Genomic DNA, 17,395 nt, shown 5'->3' with positions numbered 1-17,395 from the left:
ACGTCGCGGCCGACGGACCCCCTTCGGCCCGGAATGCGGGTGCCGGGAGCGCGGTGCGCGGCCTACCATCCGCTCATGATCGAAGGTAAGGCAGTACGGCTGCGCGCCCTGCGCGCGGAGGACGCGGACCACCACCTCCGCTGGCGCAACGACCCGGAGGTGGTGCGGCTGGCGGCGGCCGGCGACCCGCGCTTCGGCCCGACCACCGCGGAGGCGCTGGCCGACCGCTTCGCCCGGATGCTGCGCGTCGACCCGCGCGAGAGCGGTGTCCTCACCGTCGAGGAGAAGGCCGGCGGCCGCCCGATCGGCATGGTCGACTACCGGGGCCTCGACCCGTACGAAGGCGTCGCCGAGGTCGGGATCTTCATCGGCGAACAGGACTTCTGGAGCCACGGCTACGGCACGGAGGCCCTCGGCCTGCTGGTGGACCACCTGTTCGGCATGTTCCCGCTGCACCGGCTGGAGCTGGACACCTGGAGCGGCAACACCCGGGCGGCCCGGGCGTTCGCCCGCCTCGGCTTCCAGGAGGAGGGCCGCCGCCGGGACGCCGTCCTGCTCGCCGGGGCCCGCTACGACCGCCTGCTGTTCGGCCTGCTCCGCCGGGAGTGGGAGGCCCGCCGGCGCTCCGCACCCGCGGTGCCCGAGGACGCCGGCGCGACCGCCGCCGACACGACCGCCGTCGTCGGGTAGCCGTCCGCGCGCGGGAGCACCGGGCCAAATCCTCTCCGGACCACCGCAGTTCATCACGCCCGGCCGTCCCGCCACCGCCGCGCGGGCCCCCTGGACGGGCCGTGCGGGACGGGCGCAGACTGCTGACGTGATCGATCTGCGTGTCCTCACCCCCGCCGACCCCGACGACTGGCCGCTGTGGCGCGACGCCCGGCTGGCCGCGCTCCGCGACGCCCCGCACGCCTTCAAGGTGCGGCTGTCGGACTGGCCGACGGGTGGTGAGGAGGAGTGGCGGGCCCGGTTCGCACGCCGGGACGCCGTGCACGTCGTCGCCGTGTCGGCGGACGGGCGGCCGATCGGGCTCGCGGGCGGGCTTCCCTCGCCCGGGCGGGACGGGGTGGGCGAGTTGCGCTCGCTCTGGGTCGCCCCGGATGCCCGGGGGCGGCGGACCGGGGACCGGCTGCTGGCCGCCGTGGAGACCTGGGCCCGGCGGACGGGCCGCACCTCGCTGCGGCTCGCCGTGCTCACGGACAACACGCCGGCCGAGGCGCTGTACCGGCGCAACGGGTTCACCGAGGCGGACCGGCCGGACGTGCCGGACGTGCCGGATGCGCCGGACCGGTCGGACGCGCCGGACCGGTCGGCGGAGGGCGGCGCCCCGGGGGCCGAACGGGCCTTCGGGGAGCGGGTGATGGTCAAGCGACTGGCATCCGTCGTACTGGAGCGGTAGCCGGCCGTCGTCCGGGACGACCACCGGTGGTGGCCACCGGTGTACGGGCTCGGCGGCCCGTGGCCGACATCTGAGCGGAAGCGTCCGTTTCGCGGTCGACCAGGGGTAAAGTCAGCGAGCATGGTCGAATCGACAGTTCCGATCCTGCCCTGTCAAACACTGCCGCCGGTGCTCGACTTCTACACCGCGCTCGGCTTCGAAGTGACTGTCCATCAGCGAAACCCGGAGCCCTACGCCGTGGTCCAACGCGGCGGCATCCAGCTCCACTTCCTCGGCATGCAGAAGTACGACCCGGGTGCCGGCTACAGCACCTGCCTGGTCCGCACCGACGACGTGGACGCGCTGCACGCCGCGTTCCAGGAGGGCCTGCGGTCCGCCTACGGGCGGGTGCCCACCCAGGGCCTGCCCCGGCTGGGCGCGGTCGGCGACACTCCGCACGGTGTGCGGGAGTTCCTGCTGACCGATCCCGGCGGCAACTGCCTGCGGATCGGCCAGTCGATCCGTGCCGACCGGCACCACCGGCCGTCCTCCGAGGAGCCGTTCGCGAAGGCGCTGCACCACGCCGCGGTGTTCGCCGACTCGCAGGAGGACCCGGCCGCGGCGGCCCGGGTGCTGGACCGGGCGCTGGAGTCGCCGGACGGGCCGCCCGCCCCGCTCCTGCTGTTCCGCATCCTGGCGCTGCGGGCCGACCTGGCGCACCGCCTGGCGGACGGCGGCAGCGCCGAGGCCTTCACCCGGCGGGCGGAGTCGATCGCCGCGGGGCTCACGGCCGAGGAGCGGGAGTCCGTCCGGGACGAACTCGGGCGCCTGGCCGGTCTCCTGGTCCGGGGCTGACGTCCGACGGACGGCATCCGACGGATGGCGGCCAACAGATGGCAGATGCCACATCTGCGGTCCGTTGGCCGTCATCCGGCACCGGACCGCCGGTCGCCGATCACCGGGCGAGCAGGTCACCGGGCGAGCAGGTCAGGACGCCCAGACCCGGGCGCACAGCACCAGCCGGTAGCCGTCCGGATCGGCGACCGTGACACCGTGTTCGTCCCAGTAGGGGTTGTGCGAGGGAACCCGGGTACCGCCGGCGGCCTCCAGACGCCGCACCAGCGCCTCGTCCACCGGTGCCCCGAGGTACACGACGAAGAGATCGTCGACGGTGGGGGCCGGCTCGACCGGCCGCTCCGGGTCGTGGGTCAGCTCGAAGTGCCAACCGCCGCCGGGCGGGCCGACCATGAGGAGGTCGTGCTCACCGGGGACGCGTTCGGTGGTGCGCCACAGGACGGCCAGGCCGAGGCCGTCGACGTAGAAGCGCTCGGCCGCCGCGAGGTCCCGGGAGGGCCTGGCGACGCGGATGTGGGTGCTGGAGTCGATCACGGCCACCGAGCCTACCGAGGGCGGCGCGAGGCCCCCGTCGACGGACCGTCAGAGCCGCAGCAGGCGCTCCTCGTCCCCCGTCCGGGGACAGGTGACGCAGGCCCCGCCGGGCTCGATCGCGTAGTAGAGGCAGCAGCCGAGGCGGGTCCGGGTGTGGTGGGCGCGACCGTCCTCCCCGCACAGGACGCGGAAGTCCGCGGCGCCGAGGAGCGGGTCGGTGTGCCCGGGGAGCACGGCCGTCGCGGCGGCGACGGCGGCGTCCTCCTCGACGGGGACGGCCGACCCGGCCGACTCGTCGAGCCGCTTGCCCAGGTACCAGATCGCCGAGGCGAGGTCGTCGGTCACCATGCCCCACAGCGCCCGGGTGCCGCGCCGGGTGGGGGCGGCGAACGCGGCCAGCAGCGGTTCGACGTGGGCGACGACGGCGGCGCGCAGTTCGGCCCGGAGCTCGTCCTCGCCCGGGAGGGTGACATGGGCGTGCGGGCGCAGCGCGAAATCACCCGTAGGGGCGTGGAACCACAGGTTCGCGCCATCGATCGACGGGACGCGCCCGCCCAGCCGCCAGGGTCCGGCGATCAGCACGCAGACCGACCAGAGGTAGTGGTGCAGCAGCCGGGAGGCGGCGACGTGCGGGCGCGGCGCGGTGCCGTGCCCGGCGGCGACCGGGGCGATCCGCGCGGCCTCGCCGGCCAGCGCCGCTTCCAGCGCGGCCGGGTCGGTCGCCAGTTCGACCGCGGAGTACCAGCCGAGCGCACGCGCCGGGGCGGGCTCGTCGGTCGTGAGCAGTCGCACCCGGAGGACCGGGCAGAGGTCGAGCAGCAGCCGGTAGTCGGTGTCCAGCGGATTCGCGGGACGTGGCGCGACGGGCACGGCGGCAGGCAGGGGCGGACCCGAGAAGATCACCGGCACTCCCGAGATCGTGTTAGGTGAGCCTCACCTTATAGGCACTCACCGGCCGGTTCGCGCCACCCCGGCCGCTCGCGTCCCGACTCGCCCGGTACGTACCAATCCAGCCACGACTTGACTCACTTAGGCATACCTAACCTAATATCTCGCCCCGTGCTCACCACCGATCCGCCGGCTCCCCCGACCCCGGCCCCGAGAACCCGCTCAGCGGCCCGGCTCCCCCTGGTGCTGGTCGCCGGGCTCGGCCTGCTGGCGCTGTGCGTCGCGCTGAGCCTCGCGCTCGGCTCCCGCACCGTCCCGCTGGGGACCGTGATCGGCGCCCTGACCGGCGGTGAGCACGGCGGCGACGCCGATGTGGTGACGGGACTTCGGGTGCCGCGCACCCTCATCGGCCTCGCGGTCGGGGCCGCGCTCGGCGTCGCCGGGGCGGTCGCCCAGGGCGTCACCCGCAATCCGCTCGCCTCGCCGATCACCCTCGGCATCAACGCCGGCGCGAGCTTCGCCGTGGTCGCCGCGATCTACACCTTCGAACTGACCCGCCCGATCGAGTACGTCTGGTTCGCCTTCGCCGGAGCGGCGGTGGCGGCCGTGGCCGCGTACGCGATGTCGCGCCACGGCGGGGACCTCGACCCGGTCCGGCTCGCACTCGGCGGCACCGTGCTCACGGTGGTGCTCACCTCGTGGACCTCCGCGCTGATGCTGGCCAGTCACCGCACCCTGGACGAGGCGCGGTTCTGGCTGGCCGGGTCGGTCGCCGGACGGCACCTGGACACCCTCGCGCCGGTGCTGCCGTTCCTCGCACTCGGCCTGATCGCCTCCTTCGCCGTCGCGCCCGCGCTCAACGCGCTGGCGCTCGGCGACGAGAGCGCCCAGTCGCTCGGCGTGCCGGTGGCCCGGATCCGGGTGGTCGGCGGCCTGGCCGTCGTCCTGCTCGCCGGGTCCGCCGTGGCCGTCGCCGGACCGGTCGCGTTCATCGGACTGGCCGCCCCGCACCTGGTCCGGCCGTTCCTCGGCAACGACCACCGGCTGCTGCTGCCCGGCTGCCTGATCGCCGGTCCGGTGCTGCTGCTCACCGCCGACGTGCTCGGCCGGATGGTGGCCCGCCCCTCCGAACTGGAGGTCGGCATCGTGACGGCGTTCCTCGGCGCGCCGCTGCTCGCCGTGCTGGCCCGCAAGGTGGCCCGATGAGCGCCCCCACCCTCGACCCGGCCCCCGCCGGGGCCGGCGCCGCCCCGGGCCGTTCCGCCGCCCCGGGCCGTTCCGCCCCGGTTCAGGGCACCTCCGCCGCCCGCCGCCGCGCCCGGACCGCCGCCTGGTCGCTGGTCGCCGCCGCCCTGCTGGTCCTGCTCACCGGGATCGCGCTCGGCACCGGGCAGGTCAGGATGACGGTCTGGGAGGCGCTGAGCGCGCTGGCCGGATCCGGCGACCCCGGGAACGTGCTGGTGGTCCAGGAGTTCCGCGCCCCGCGCGTGGTCTCCGCGCTGATCGCGGGCGCCGGGCTGGCGGTGGCCGGCTCGATGCTCCAGCGCCTGTTCCGCAACCCGCTCGCCTCGCCCGACACCATCGGCGTCACCGGCGGCGCGTCCTTCGGCGCGGTCCTGATGCTCGCCACCGGCGCCTCCCAGGAGCTCATCCCGCTGGCCGCGCTGGGCGGCGGACTGCTGGCCGCGCTGCTGCTCGGCGGCTTCGCCTGGCGCTCCCGGATGGCGGTCACCCGGCTGGTGCTGGTCGGGCTCGCGGTCCAGCAGGGCCTGGCCGCCGCCGTCAATCTGATGATCGTGCGGTTCCCGGCCGAACTGGCCTCGTCCGCGATGCAGTGGACCACCGGCTCCCTCTACGGCCGCACCTGGGACGAGGTCTGGATCGGCGGTTCCGCCGTCGCGCTGACCACCGTCGCCGTGGTGCTCGCCCAGCGCCGGGTGGCCGTCCTCGACCTCGGCGACGACTCGGCCGGCGGGCTCGGGCTCGATCCTCGGCGCGACCGCGTCCTGCTGCTCCTGCTCACCATCGCCCTGGCCTCCCTCGCCGCGGCGCTCACCGGGCCGGTCGCGTTCGTCGCGCTCGCCGTGCCGCACCTGGTCCGGCTGCTCGCCGGACCGCCCACCCTCGGCACGCTCGGCCTCACCGCCCTCACCGGCTCCCTGCTGCTGCTCGCCTCCGACCTCCTCGTGCTCCACGTGATCCCCGTCCACGGCCTGCCGGTGGGTGCCGTCACCGCCACCCTCGGCGCGCCCTGGCTCCTGGTGCTGATGATCCGCCAGGGCCGTCTTCCCCGGAGGACCAGCTGATGACCCTCGACGTGACCACCGGGGCCGGCACCGCCGCGGCCGACGCCGCAGGTACCGCAGGCGCCACCGACGCCGCAAGTGCCACGGGCGCCGGTGCCGACCGGTCGACGAACCGCCTCGCCGCCCACGGCCTCGGCCTGCGCTACGGAAACCGGACCGTCGTGGACGGGCTCGACCTCGAACTGCCCGGCAACGCCGTCACCGCCGTCGTCGGCCCCAACGCCTGCGGCAAGTCCACCCTGCTGCGCGGCCTCGTCCGGCTGCTGGAACCCACCGCCGGCACCGTCACCCTGGACGGCGCCGACATCCACCGGATGCCGGCCCGCTCGCTCGCCAAGCGGATGGGCCTGCTGCCCCAGCAACCCGTCACCCCCGAGGCCGTCACCGTCGAGGCGCTGGTCCGGCTGGGCCGCTTCCCGCACCAGCGCATGCTCACCCCGTGGTCCAAGGCCGACCAGGCCGCGGTCGAGGACGCGCTCACCCGCACCGGCATGGCCGAACTGCGCGACCAGCACGTGGACCGGCTCTCCGGCGGCCAGCGGCAGCGGGCCTGGATCGCGCTCGCGCTGGCCCAGGACACCGACCTGCTGCTGCTCGACGAACCGACCACCTTCCTCGACCTGCGCCACCAGCTCGACGTCCTCGACCTGGTCTCCGACCTGCACACGCAGGCCGGGCGGACGGTCGTCATGGTGCTGCACGACCTCGGCCAGGCGGCCAGGTACGCCGACCACCTGGTGGTCCTCAAGGACGGCCGGCTCGCGGCCGCCGGGGCGCCCTCGGACGTGCTCACCGCCGAACTGGTGGAGAGCGTCTTCCAGGTGGCCTGCCGGGTCGTGCCCGACCCGGAGACCGGCACTCCGCTGATCGTGCCCCGGGCCCGGTCGAGACGGGCCGCCGCCGCTGCCCCGGCCGTCCCCGCCGCACCGGCTGCCCCCGCCGCTCCGGCCACTCCCGGCGCCCCGGAGCGCTGAGGCCCCCTCCCCCGAGCTCCGCTCCCCCCTGCTTCCGGCCGTGCCCGCCCCTCGCGGGTCGTTCCGGCGCCCCGCCCTGCCCCGAACCAGAGACAAGGAACCCCTCGTGAACCGCTCCGTCCGCGCCCGCAGACTGCCCGTCGCCGTCCTCGCCGTCGCCCTCTCCACCACCCTGCTCGCCGCCTGCGGCAGCAACGGCGACAGCAAGGCCGCCGACACCGCCAAGCCGGCCGGCGACGCCTCGGCCGCCGCCGGTGCGGCCGCCGTCTTCCCGCGCAGCGTCACCCACGCGGCCGGCACCGCCGAGATCAAGGCCCAGCCCAAGCGCGTGGTGGTCCTGGACAGCGGCGAGCTGGACGACGTCACCCTGCTCGGCATCACCCCGGTCGGCGCGGTCTCCCCGCACATGAAGACCGAGGGCGGCTTCCCGAACTACCTCAAGGACAAGATCAAGGACGCCAAGGACGTCGGCCCGATGAACGAGCCGAACCTGGAGCTGATCGCCTCCCTGAAGCCGGACCTGATCCTCTCCTCGAAGGTCCGGCACGCCAAGGTCTACGACAAGCTCAACGCGATCGCCCCGACCGTGCTCGCCGAGACCACCGGCTTCCCGTGGAAGGCCAACCTCGCCCTCTACGCGCAGGCCCTCGGCAAGGAGGCGGAGGCCAAGAAGGCCCTCACCGACTACGAGGCCCGCGCCGCCAAGCTCGGCGAGGCGATCAGGGCGAAGAACGGCGGCACCGCGCCGACCGCCTCGGTGGTCCGGTTCGTGGCCGGCCCGACCCGCCTCTACGCCAAGGCCTCGTACAGCGGCGTCGTGCTGAAGGACGTCGGCCTGGCCCGCCCGGCCGCCCAGGACGTGGACCAGAACATCCTGGAGGTCAGCGCCGAGCAGATCAACCAGGCCGACGCCGACCTGGTCTTCGTCACCGTCGCCGACGACCCGTCCAAGACCAAGCAGAGCGAGGTCCAGGACACGCCGGTCTGGAAGGGCCTGAACGCCGTCAAGGACAACAAGGTGTTCAACGTGCCGGACGAGACCTGGATGTCGGGCATCGGTGTCCAGGCCGCCGACGCCATGCTGGTCGACATCGCCAAGGCCGCGGGCGTCGACGCCCCCAAGTAGGCCCCGCGCCCGGACGGACGGGCAGGCGGGCGGGCGGACGGGCGGCGAGGGGTGGCAGGGGGGACGGCCCGAGGCCGCCCCTCGGCCCGCCCCGTCCCACCTGCCCGTCCCGCGCCTCACGCGCCCCACGCACGCCCTCACCCACGCCCGAGCCGGCCCGCGCTCCCTCGCGCCCGCCCCCGCCCGCCCACACGGAGAGGACCCGCCCTGCCATGCGCCTCTACCTGCTCGCCCTCAACCCGACCGACTCGGTGACCGACGGATTCCTGCCGGCCGCCGCCCGCCTCGGCCTCGCCGTCACCGTCCTCACCGACCACGCCGAGGCCCACCGAAGCGCCTACGCCGGAACGGCGTTCGCGCCGGAGGTGACCGAGTGCGACGTCCGGGACTTCCGCGAGGTGATCGGGCTGATCTCCCGCCTCCGCGCCTCCGGCACCACCGACGCGCCGTTCGCCGTCTTCAGCAACAGCGACCACCTGCAGACCCAGACCGCTCTCGCCGCCGAGTACTTCGGCCTCCCGGCCAAGGACTGGAAGGCCACCCTGCGGGCCAAGAACAAGGGCCAGCTCCGCCGCCACCTGGCCGCCGCCGGCCTCGACGCCGTCCGCTCGGTCGAACTCGCGCCGGGGCAGGACCCGTCCGTGCTGCGCGCGGCGGACCTGCCCTTCCCCGTCGTGGTCAAGCCGCGCGAGGGCGTCGCCAGCGAGGACGTCTCACTCGTCGCCGACCTCGAGCAACTGGTCCGGCGCGCCGAGGAGATCCAGGACCGGCGCCCCGACGCCGCCCTCGTCGTCGAGGAGTTCCTGGAGGGGCAGTTGTACACCCTGGAGACCCTGGGCGACGGCCGCCGCCGGCACGTCCTCGGCGGGTTCCGGACCAGACTCTCCCCGCCGCCGGACTTCGTCGAGGAGATGCTGGAGTTCGTCCCCGCGCACCCGTCCGCCGTGGTCGCGCAGGTCCTGGCCCAGCTGGACGCGCTCGGCGTCGGACTCGGCGCCTGCCACACCGAGTTCGTCGTCCAGCCGGACGGCCGGGCCCGGATCATCGAGGTCAACTACCGCGCCATCGGCGACCAGTGCGACCTGATGCTGGCCGAGATCCTCGGCCTCCCGCTGTTCGAGCACATCCTCGCCGCCCACCTCGGCCTCGAACTCCCCGCCGACCTCGGCGAACGCTGCGCCGCCACCCGGCTGCGCGCCCGCAACGAGGTGGTCTGCGCGGACCGGGCCGGGACCCTCACCGCCGCCCCCGGGCCGTACGACGAGGACGCCGACGGGGTCCGGCTCGCCTACCGGCCGCTGCGCCCGGTCGGCGAACGGCACCCGCACTACCGCACCAACCGGGACTACCTGGGCGTGATCTGGGCGGTCGGCCCCGAGCAGGCCGCCGTCGACGCCGCCGTGGCCCGGTTCGTGGCCGCCAACCGCTGGGAGATCACCCCGTGAGCGCCGCCACCACGCCTTCCGCCACCACCGCTGCCGCCACCACCACTGCCGCCGGCCCCGGCACTCCCGCCGGCCTGCTCGCCCTCCGGGTGCTCTCCGCCCTGGTCCGCGAGGACGTGCTCGGACTGCGCACCCGCGGCACGGTCGAGCACCGGGCCGACGGCGCCTGGCTGGTGGCCGCCGAGCACGGCATCGCCGTCCCCGTCGCCGCCGAGGGCTTCCAGAGCGAGTACGGCGCGCGCCTGCCGCTCGTCGAGGTCGACGGCCGCCGGATCGGGGACCTCGACGCCGCCCTGACCGCGCTGGCCGCCCACGCCGACGCCGAGGACCGGCCCGGCTGGGCCGCGTTCGCCGAGGAGTGCCGCCAGACCCTCGCCACCATGGAACTGCACGAGCGGGTGCGCGCCGAGGTGCACACCGCGCTCACCGACCTCTACGGCGCCGACCCGGCCCACTGGACCGGCCCCGCCGCCGCCCTCGGCCACGACACCCTGGCCGCCTTCCTCGACCACCCCGTCTACCCGACCGCCCGCGGCCGCTCCGGCCTCGACGAGCGCGAACTGCGCTCCCACGCACCGGAGTTCCACCCCGCCTTCGAGCTGCGCTGGCTCGCCGTGCCGGCCGGCACGCTCACCCGGCACGGCGACCGCCCGCTGCCGCGCTGGTGGCCCACCCCGAGCTGGCTCGGCCTCGACCTGCCCGGCGGCGACGCCGCCTGGGAGACCCTGCCGGTGCACCCGCTGACCGTCGGCCCGGCCCTGGACGAGGCACTGCGCGCCACCGGCCTGGACGGCCGCGCCGTGCTCGCCGAGCGCCCCTACCTGACCGTCGTCCCGACCCTCTCGATGCGGACGGTCGCGGTCGCCGAGGACCCGCTCCACCACCTGAAGCTGCCGCTCGCCACCGCCACCCTCGGCCGGCTCAACCGCCGCACCATCAAGCCCGGCACACTGGTCGACGGCGCCGCCGGACAGCGGCTGGTCGAGGCCGTGCTGGCGCGCGAACCCCGGTTCGCCGGACGGATCCTGCACGCCGACGAGCAGACCTGGGCACATGCCGGGCACGAGCTGCTGGCGGTGCTGCTGCGCCGCTACCCGGAGGGGCTGGAGCGGTCCGTGACCGTCCCGCTCGCCGCGCTGCTGGCCCCGGCCCCGGCGTCGGCCGGGGTTCCCGCCGCGGACCCGGCCGCGGGAGCCACCGGCGGGCACCTGGTCGTCGACCGGCTCGCCGACCGGTTCCACGACGGCGACCCGGTCGCCCTCTACGACGCCCTGCTGGAACTGCTGCTCGACTGGCAGACCACCCTGTTCGGCCACGGCGTCGCCCTGGAGTCCCACCAGCAGAACACCTCGCTCGTCCTCGACCAGGACGGCGGACTGCGCCTGCTCTACAAGGACGACGACGGCCCGCGGGTCCACACCGGGCGGATGACCGCCTCGCTCGGCGAACTCTCCCCCGCGCGGGAGGACTTCGACGACGCCCGGATCTTCGGCGACGACGACCGGCGGCTCACCGACCTGTTCACCACCATCACCGGCCACCTGTGCGCCGGCTCGCTCGCCTTCGGCCTCGCCGCCCACGGCCGGGCCGGACTCGACGAACTGCTCGCCCTGCTGCGCAAGCGGCTGACCGAGGCCGTCGAACGGACCGGACCGGCCGCCGAACCGCTGCGCGCCGCCCTGCTCGACGCCGAACGGCTCCCGGTCAAGGCGATGGTCACCGCCGGCACCCTGCTCAGCAAGCGGCGCTCGGGCGCCGCCGACATCAACAAGCACTACACCGACGGCCCCAACTACCTGCTGCTGCAACAGCGTTCCGCGCAGGAACCAGGACCGGCGCAGTGACCGTCGACGCGCTGCCCCGGCCGTCCGAACGCGACACCGCCGCACCGGGCGGACTCGGCCGGCGCCAGGTGCACGCCGTCGCCGCCTGCTACTTCGTCGCCTCCTTCGCCGCCCTCGGCCTGCCGCCCTACCTGACCGCGATCCTGCCCGGACTCGGCGACCAGCAGGGCCGCTGGGCGGGCGTGCTGTACATCGTGCCCACCGTGTTCAGCGCCCTCGGCGCCCCGCTGTGGGGGCGGCTCGCCGACCGGTACGGCCGCAAGCGACTCCTGCTGCGCGCCCAACTCGGCCTCGCCGTGTCCTTCCTGCTGGCCGGGGCGGCCGACTCGCTGGCCGCCTTCACCCTCGCGCTGGTGCTCCAGGGCTTCCTCGGCGGCACCTTCGCCGCGACCAACGGCTACCTCGCCGCCGCCCTCGACGGCGCCCGGCTGTCCCGGGCGCTCACCCTGATGCAGGGCAGCGCGCGGGCCGCCCTGGTGGCCGCGCCGATCCTGGTCGGCGCGCTGTCGCCGTGGATCGACCCGCACCGGCAGTACCTGCTGATGGCCGTACTGCCGCTCACCGCGGCGGTGTTCCTCTCCCTGCTGCCGGAACCGGGACGCCCCGGGGCGAGGGCGACGGCCGAGAGCGCGGCCGAGGCCGGAACCGCCTCCGAACCCGACCCCGCCCTCGGCCCGGGCCCCGGCAGCGCGACCGCCGCAGCCGCGCCGACGGACGCGACCGCCGACGAGCCGACCGGCCGCACACCCCTGCGCGTCCTCTACGGCCTGGAGTTCGCCTTCGTCTTCGCCACCATCATCTCCTTCCCCTATCTGATATCCCTGGCCGAGGAACGCCTCCCCGGGGTCTCCGGCACCACCACCGGCGTGCTGTTCGCCCTGCCCCACCTCTGCTACCTGGCGTTCGCGGCCCGCACCCACACCGCCTTCCTGCACCGCCCGCACACCGGCATCGCCCTCGGCTTCGGCTTCGTCGCGCTCGGCCTCGCCGGGCACGCCGTGGCAGACTCGCTGCCGGCCTTCGTCGCCGTCCGACTGCTGCTCGGCGCCGGACTCACCCTCGGCCTGGTCTGCCTCTCGGTGCTCGCCGCCGAGGCCTGCCGCGGCCGGGCACCCGGGCGACTGTTCGGCTCGCTCGAATTCGTCTCCAAGGGCGGCGCCGTGGCCGCCGGCGCCGTCGCGGCGCTGGTCAACGGCCGGTTCGGCGCCACCTCCCCCGTGCTGGTCGGCACCGCCGCCGCACTCCTGGCCGCCGTCGCGGCCACCGCACTCTCCTCCCACTCCCGCCAGCGTTGGAGTCGCACATGACGCACCGACTGCCCACCGCCGACCATGCCGTGGTCCACACCCTGCTCAACTGCCTGCTGCGCGAAGTGTCGGCCCCCGAACACCAGACCGCCGTCACCGGCGGCCGCCTGCTGATCCGCCTCCCCCGGCGCGGCACCCTGCTCCGGGTGGCCCTGCGCCGCACCTCGCTGATCGGCGCACACCGCTTCACCGGACCGGTGGAGGAGGAACACCCCGGCGGCTGGCGCGCACTGGACTGGCACGAACTCGCCCGCCAGGTCCAGGGCGAACTGGAACTGCGCACCGGCACCGTCAACGAGGAGTTCCTCGGCCAGCTCGCCTCCAGCCACACGGCGGTCGCCACCGCCCTGGCCGGCCGCCCCGGCCCCGGGCCCAACCGCTACCTGGAGTCCGAGCAGGCCCTGCTGTTCGGCCACCGGTTCCACCCCGCGCCCAAGTCCCGCTCCGCCGAACGCGGCGACTGGCGCGACTACGCCCCCGAGGCCCGCGCCGAATTCCCGCTGCGCCACCTCGCCGTCCGGCAGGAACTGATCTCCGAGGCCTCCGCCGACCCGGCCGCGACCGCCCTGCTCGACAGCCTCGCCGCCGTCCCGGACGGCTACCGGCTGCTGCCCGCCCACCCCTGGCAGTACGAACTCCTCGGCGACCACCCGCTGTTGCGCGGAGCCCTGGAAAGCGGCGACATCGTCGACCTCGGCCCCGGCGGCACCCCGTTCGCGGCCACCGCCTCGGTCCGGACCCTGTACGGCGCGGGCGCGTTCCTCAAGTTCAGCCTCAATGTGCGGATCACCAACTGCCTGCGCAAGAACGCCGCCTACGAGCTGACCGGCGCGGTCACCCTCACCCGCCTGCTGGCCCCGGTGCTGGCCGACCTCGCCGAACGCTTCCCGGACGCCGCCGTGCTGCGCGAGCCGGCCTTCCGCACCCTCGCCCTGCCCGGCGCCGACGGACGGCCCGACCGGGCGCTGTACGAGGGCTTCGGACTCATCGTCCGCGAGGGCCTCGGAGGCTCACTGCGCCCCGGCGTCACCCCGCTGCTGGCCGCCGCCGTCGCCGACGAGTACCCGACCAGTTCGGCGCACATCTCCCGGCTGCTGTCCGACCCGGCCGACCCGGCCCGCGCGCTCGACTGGTGGACGGCCTACCTGCGGCTGCTGCTCCCGCCGGTGCTGGCCGCCTTCTTCGACCACGGCGTGGTGCTGGAACCGCACCTGCAGAACGTCCTGATCGGCGTGGACGCGTCCGGCCGCCCGGCCCAGGTGCTCTTCCGCGACCTGGAGGGGACGAAGCTCGTCCCCGAGCGGCACGCCGAACTGCTCGCCGCGCTGCCGCCCGAGGTGGCCGGGCCGATGGCCTACGACGCCGAGCGGGGCTGGGACCGGGTGGTCTACTGCCTGCTGGTCAACCACGTGGCCGAACTGCTCGCCGCCGTCGCCGACCTGCACCCGGCGTCGGAGGGCGCGCTCTGGGAGGCGGTCCGCCGCGTCCTGGAGGAGTACGCGGCGGAGCACGGCTGCCCGCCCCGGCTGCGCGCACTGCTGGCCGGCGTGCCGCTGCCCGCCAAGGCCAATCTGCTCACCCGCTGGGAGCGCAAGGCCGACCGCGCGGCCGGGTACGTCCGGATGGCCTCGCCGCTGGCCCGCTCCGTGCTGGCCGAGGCCGCCCACACCGGCGCCGCGTCCGCGACACCCGCCCCACCCGCGCCGCCCGCCCCACCTGCCGCCCGGATCCCGCAGCCCGTCCAGGCCCCGCCCGTCGCCGCCGGGAGGACCCGATGACCGCCACCACCGCCGCCACCACCACCGCCACCGAGGCCGTCCGCCGCCGGGTTGCCGAGCTGGAGCCGGACCAACTCCCGGCCTACGTCTACGACCTGGCGGCCCTGCGGACGCACGCCGCCGCCGTCCGGGCCGCCCTGCCGGAGCGGGTCGAGCTGTACTACGCGGCCAAGGCCAACCCCGAGGCCCCGGTACTGGCCGCGCTGAGCGGGGCCGTGGACGGCTACGAGGTCTCCAGCGGCGGCGAGTTGGCGCATGTCCGGGCGGCCGTCCCGGACGCCCCGCTGGCCTTCGGCGGGCCCGGCAAGACACCCGCCGAGATCGCCGCCGCCGTGGACGCCGGCGTGCACCGCTGGCACGTCGAGAGCGAGCAGGAGCTGTACCGGCTCGCCGCCGTGCTGGCCGACCGGCCGGACGCGGCCGTGGACGTGCTGCTGCGGGTGAACCTGCCGGTCGGGTCGGGCGCGCTGGACTCCGTCGCGCTGGCGATGGGCGGGCGTCCGACCCCGTTCGGGCTGGACCCGGACCGCGCCGAGGCGGCGGTCCGGCTGCTCACCGAACCGGTCGGTCCGCTGGCCCCGGTCCGGCGGCGGCTGCGGCTGCGCGGTGTGCACGCCCATCTGGCGAGCGGGCTGGCGGCCTCCGAGCAGCTGGCCCTGGCGGAACAGATCGTCGGCTGGTCCACCCGTCTGGCCGAGCGGCACGCCTTCGCGCTGGACGAGGTCAACGTGGGCGGCGGCATGGCCGTCGACTACGCCGACCCGGAGGCCCGGTTCGACTGGGCCGCGTTCGGCGAGGGCCTCGGCAAGCTGCTGGACCGCCACCCCGGCCTGCTCCTGCGGATCGAGCCGGGCCGGGCACTCACCGCGTACTGCGGCTGGTACGCGACCGAGGTGCTGGACGTGAAGCGCAGCCACGGGGAGGACTTCGCGGTCGTCCGCGGCGGCACCCACCACCTGCGGACCCCGGCCACCCGGGGCCACAGCCAGCCGTTCGGCACCCTGCCGGTCGAGGACTGGCCCCATCCGTGGGAGCGTCCCGCCGTGACCACCGGCCGGGCCACCCTGGCCGGACAGCTCTGCACCCCGAAGGACGTGCTCGCCCACGCCGCCCCGGCCGCCGCCCGCCTCCGCGCGGGCGACCGGGTGCTCTTCGACCTGGCCGGGGCGTACGCCTGGAACATCTCGCACCACGAGTTCCTGATGCACCCCCGCCCGGGCTTCCACCACCTGGACGGCCCGACGGAGGACAGCTGAGGCGGCACCCCTGCCGGCCGACGGATTCCAGAGGTCCGACCACGGATTCCGGGATCCGTCGGCCGCCGGTCGTGCCAATGACCCACCCTCCCCGCACTGACGTGCGAAGGTGGTAGCGACGAAGGGAGCGGGCACGTGCTGATGGAGAAGGTGGCGGAGATCATCGCCGAGGCCTCGGCCGAGGTGGTGGAACCCCGGTTCCGGGCGCTGGCCTCCGGCGAGGTGATGGAGAAGGCCCCCGGTGAGGTGGTCACCGTCGCGGACCGCGAGGCCGAGCTGATCATCGCCCGAAGGCTGCGCGAGCTGCTGCCCGTCCCGGTGGTCGGCGAGGAGGCGGTGTCCGCCGACCCGGCGCTCGCCCGGGCCCTGCAGGCCGAACCCGCCGTCTGGCTGGTCGACCCCGTCGACGGCACCGCCAACTTCGTCGCCGGCCGCCCCGACTACGCGGTGATGGTCTCCCTGGTGCGCGACGGCCGGACCGTCGCCGCCTGGATCCGGCATCCGGCCACCGCCACCACCTACACCGCCGAACTCGGCTCCGGCGCCTGGCGCGACGGCCACCGGCTGACCCGCGCGCCCGCCGGCACCGATCCGGCCGCCTGGCGCGGCTCGGTGAAGAGCCGGTTCCTGGACCCGACCCGCCGCCGACTGATCGAGGCCAACGCCGCCGAGGCCTTCGGCGGACTCACTTCCGGCCGCCACGCCGCCGGCGTCGAGTACCCCGACGTCGCCGAGGGCGCCACCGACTTCATCCTCTACTGGCGCACCCTCCCCTGGGACCACGCCCCCGGCTCCCTCCTGGTGACCGAGTCCGGCGGCCGCGCCGCCCGCATCGACGGCTCCCCCTACCGCCCCGAGGCCCCGGGCGGCGAGGACGGCCTGCTGGTCGCGGCCGACCCCGCCACCTGGGAGCGGTGCCGCGAGATCCTGTTCGCGCCGTAGGCCGCGCCCCGGGCGTCGGGCGGAAAACCGGGCGCGCAGTCGGCGGCCGGGCTCGTAGACTCCGCGATCATGACCTCATGGCGACGGACCGCCCTGTCCCTCGGCGCGCTGCTGCTGGCGACCGCCTGCACCGCCGCACCGGACCACGACAGCGCGGCAACGGCCCCGTCCGCGCCGGCCGAGGAGCCGGCGGAGTCGCCGAGCCCGCCGCTCGTGGTGCGGTCGCTGACCTCGGCGGAGGTGCAGTACGGCTGGTGGAACTGGGCTGCGGGCAGCACCGCGGAGCGCAGCCCGGTGCTCGACCGGAGCGGCCGGTGGTGCGCCGAGGGCCAGCACGAGAACATCTGGTACCTGGCCGGGACGACCGGCGGGGGCGCGGTCGAGCGGACGTGCACCGTGCCCCTCGGCCTGCCGGTGCTGTTCCCGCTGGTGACGAGGTTCGGCGAGGCCTCCGACTGCGAGACCTTCATGGACACCGCCGAGGGCTCCGCCACGCTGGACGGCGCCCCGCTCGCCGCCGAGCCGCTCGGCGCGACGCGGATCAAGCTGCGCAGAGCCCCCGGCAGCCCCTTCGGGGACTCCGCCGCCCACATCGAGAACACCTGGTCCTGCGGCCTCTGGGTACGGATGGACCCACCGGCGCCCGGCCTCCACGAGCTGACGGTCTGGGGCCAGGCCAGTGAACCGGGGATCACGGTGGCGGTGGACTACCACCTGCGGGTGGCCGCGCCCGTCCCCACCGGGGCCGTCTGACCGGCCGCC

The 17,395-nt window shown here is 75.4% G+C and carries 16 protein-coding genes; 14 read left to right on the top strand and 2 right to left on the bottom strand.

Going from position 1 to position 17,395, the window contains the following annotated elements; translation table 11 throughout:
• Window positions 1-75: 75 nt before the first annotated feature.
• From ACW14Y_RS31945 to ACW14Y_RS31935, 3 genes are all read left to right on the top strand, one after another.
• Window positions 76-690: a GNAT family N-acetyltransferase gene (locus ACW14Y_RS31945; protein ID WP_380300356.1), complete on the top strand. Its 615-nt coding sequence runs from the start codon at window positions 76-78 to the stop codon at window positions 688-690.
• A gap of 127 nt (window positions 691-817) precedes the next feature.
• Window positions 818-1,399, top strand: coding sequence for a GNAT family N-acetyltransferase (locus ACW14Y_RS31940; protein WP_456984370.1), 582 nt, complete (start codon window positions 818-820; stop codon window positions 1,397-1,399).
• A gap of 120 nt (window positions 1,400-1,519) precedes the next feature.
• Window positions 1,520-2,233 carry a bleomycin resistance protein gene (locus ACW14Y_RS31935; protein ID WP_380300354.1) on the top strand — a complete coding sequence of 238 codons (714 nt, stop codon included), beginning with the start codon at window positions 1,520-1,522 and terminating at the stop codon, window positions 2,231-2,233.
• 132 nt (window positions 2,234-2,365) lie between these two features.
• On the opposite strand, the gene ACW14Y_RS31930 is transcribed toward ACW14Y_RS31935, so the two are convergent.
• Window positions 2,366-2,767: a VOC family protein gene (locus ACW14Y_RS31930; protein ID WP_380388914.1), complete on the bottom strand. Its 402-nt coding sequence runs from the start codon at window positions 2,765-2,767 to the stop codon at window positions 2,366-2,368.
• A 48-nt stretch (window positions 2,768-2,815) separates the two neighbouring features.
• A complete protein-coding gene (locus ACW14Y_RS31925; protein ID WP_380437041.1) occupies window positions 2,816-3,637 on the bottom strand; it encodes a (2Fe-2S)-binding protein in 822 nt (273 codons plus the stop codon).
• A gap of 258 nt (window positions 3,638-3,895) precedes the next feature.
• Between ACW14Y_RS31925 and ACW14Y_RS31920 the strand changes: the two genes are divergently transcribed.
• From ACW14Y_RS31920 to ACW14Y_RS31870, 11 genes are all read left to right on the top strand, one after another.
• On the top strand, window positions 3,896-4,861 hold the full coding sequence (locus tag ACW14Y_RS31920; protein ID WP_380300381.1) for a FecCD family ABC transporter permease: 966 nt from the start codon (window positions 3,896-3,898) through the stop codon (window positions 4,859-4,861).
• Window positions 4,858-5,961, top strand: a complete 1,104-nt coding sequence (locus tag ACW14Y_RS31915; RefSeq protein ID WP_456984367.1) for a FecCD family ABC transporter permease — start codon at window positions 4,858-4,860, stop codon at window positions 5,959-5,961. Before ACW14Y_RS31920 ends, ACW14Y_RS31915 begins: the two co-directional genes overlap by 4 nt.
• Window positions 5,961-6,935 carry an ABC transporter ATP-binding protein gene (locus tag ACW14Y_RS31910; RefSeq protein ID WP_456984365.1) on the top strand — a complete coding sequence of 325 codons (975 nt, stop codon included), beginning with the start codon at window positions 5,961-5,963 and terminating at the stop codon, window positions 6,933-6,935. The genes ACW14Y_RS31915 and ACW14Y_RS31910 overlap by 1 nt, the downstream gene beginning before the upstream one ends.
• 106 nt (window positions 6,936-7,041) lie before the next feature.
• Window positions 7,042-8,061, top strand: a complete 1,020-nt coding sequence (locus tag ACW14Y_RS31905; RefSeq protein WP_380300349.1) for an ABC transporter substrate-binding protein — start codon at window positions 7,042-7,044, stop codon at window positions 8,059-8,061.
• Between the two features lie 212 nt (window positions 8,062-8,273).
• Window positions 8,274-9,506, top strand: a complete 1,233-nt coding sequence (locus ACW14Y_RS31900) for an ATP-grasp domain-containing protein (RefSeq protein WP_380300348.1) — start codon at window positions 8,274-8,276, stop codon at window positions 9,504-9,506.
• Window positions 9,503-11,350 carry an IucA/IucC family protein gene (locus ACW14Y_RS31895; protein ID WP_456984362.1) on the top strand — a complete coding sequence of 616 codons (1,848 nt, stop codon included), beginning with the start codon at window positions 9,503-9,505 and terminating at the stop codon, window positions 11,348-11,350. Before ACW14Y_RS31900 ends, ACW14Y_RS31895 begins: the two co-directional genes overlap by 4 nt.
• Window positions 11,347-12,657, top strand: a complete 1,311-nt coding sequence (locus ACW14Y_RS31890; protein ID WP_456984360.1) for an MFS transporter — start codon at window positions 11,347-11,349, stop codon at window positions 12,655-12,657. The genes ACW14Y_RS31895 and ACW14Y_RS31890 overlap by 4 nt, the downstream gene beginning before the upstream one ends.
• Complete coding sequence (locus ACW14Y_RS31885; RefSeq protein WP_456984359.1) at window positions 12,654-14,435, top strand: IucA/IucC family protein; 1,782 nt, start codon at window positions 12,654-12,656, stop codon at window positions 14,433-14,435. The genes ACW14Y_RS31890 and ACW14Y_RS31885 overlap by 4 nt, the downstream gene beginning before the upstream one ends.
• Window positions 14,432-15,691 carry a type III PLP-dependent enzyme gene (locus tag ACW14Y_RS31880; RefSeq protein WP_456984357.1) on the top strand — a complete coding sequence of 420 codons (1,260 nt, stop codon included), beginning with the start codon at window positions 14,432-14,434 and terminating at the stop codon, window positions 15,689-15,691. The genes ACW14Y_RS31885 and ACW14Y_RS31880 overlap by 4 nt, the downstream gene beginning before the upstream one ends.
• 141 nt (window positions 15,692-15,832) lie before the next feature.
• Window positions 15,833-16,633, top strand: a complete 801-nt coding sequence (locus ACW14Y_RS31875) for an inositol monophosphatase family protein (protein WP_456988309.1) — start codon at window positions 15,833-15,835, stop codon at window positions 16,631-16,633.
• 69 nt (window positions 16,634-16,702) lie between these two features.
• Window positions 16,703-17,386, top strand: coding sequence for a hypothetical protein (locus tag ACW14Y_RS31870; RefSeq protein WP_456984355.1), 684 nt, complete (start codon window positions 16,703-16,705; stop codon window positions 17,384-17,386).
• Window positions 17,387-17,395: the final 9 nt, after the last annotated feature.

Source organism: Kitasatospora sp. cg17-2 (genome assembly GCF_054031055.1).
Note: the sequence above shows the minus strand (reverse complement) of the source record. Positions and strands in the feature narration are given on the sequence as shown.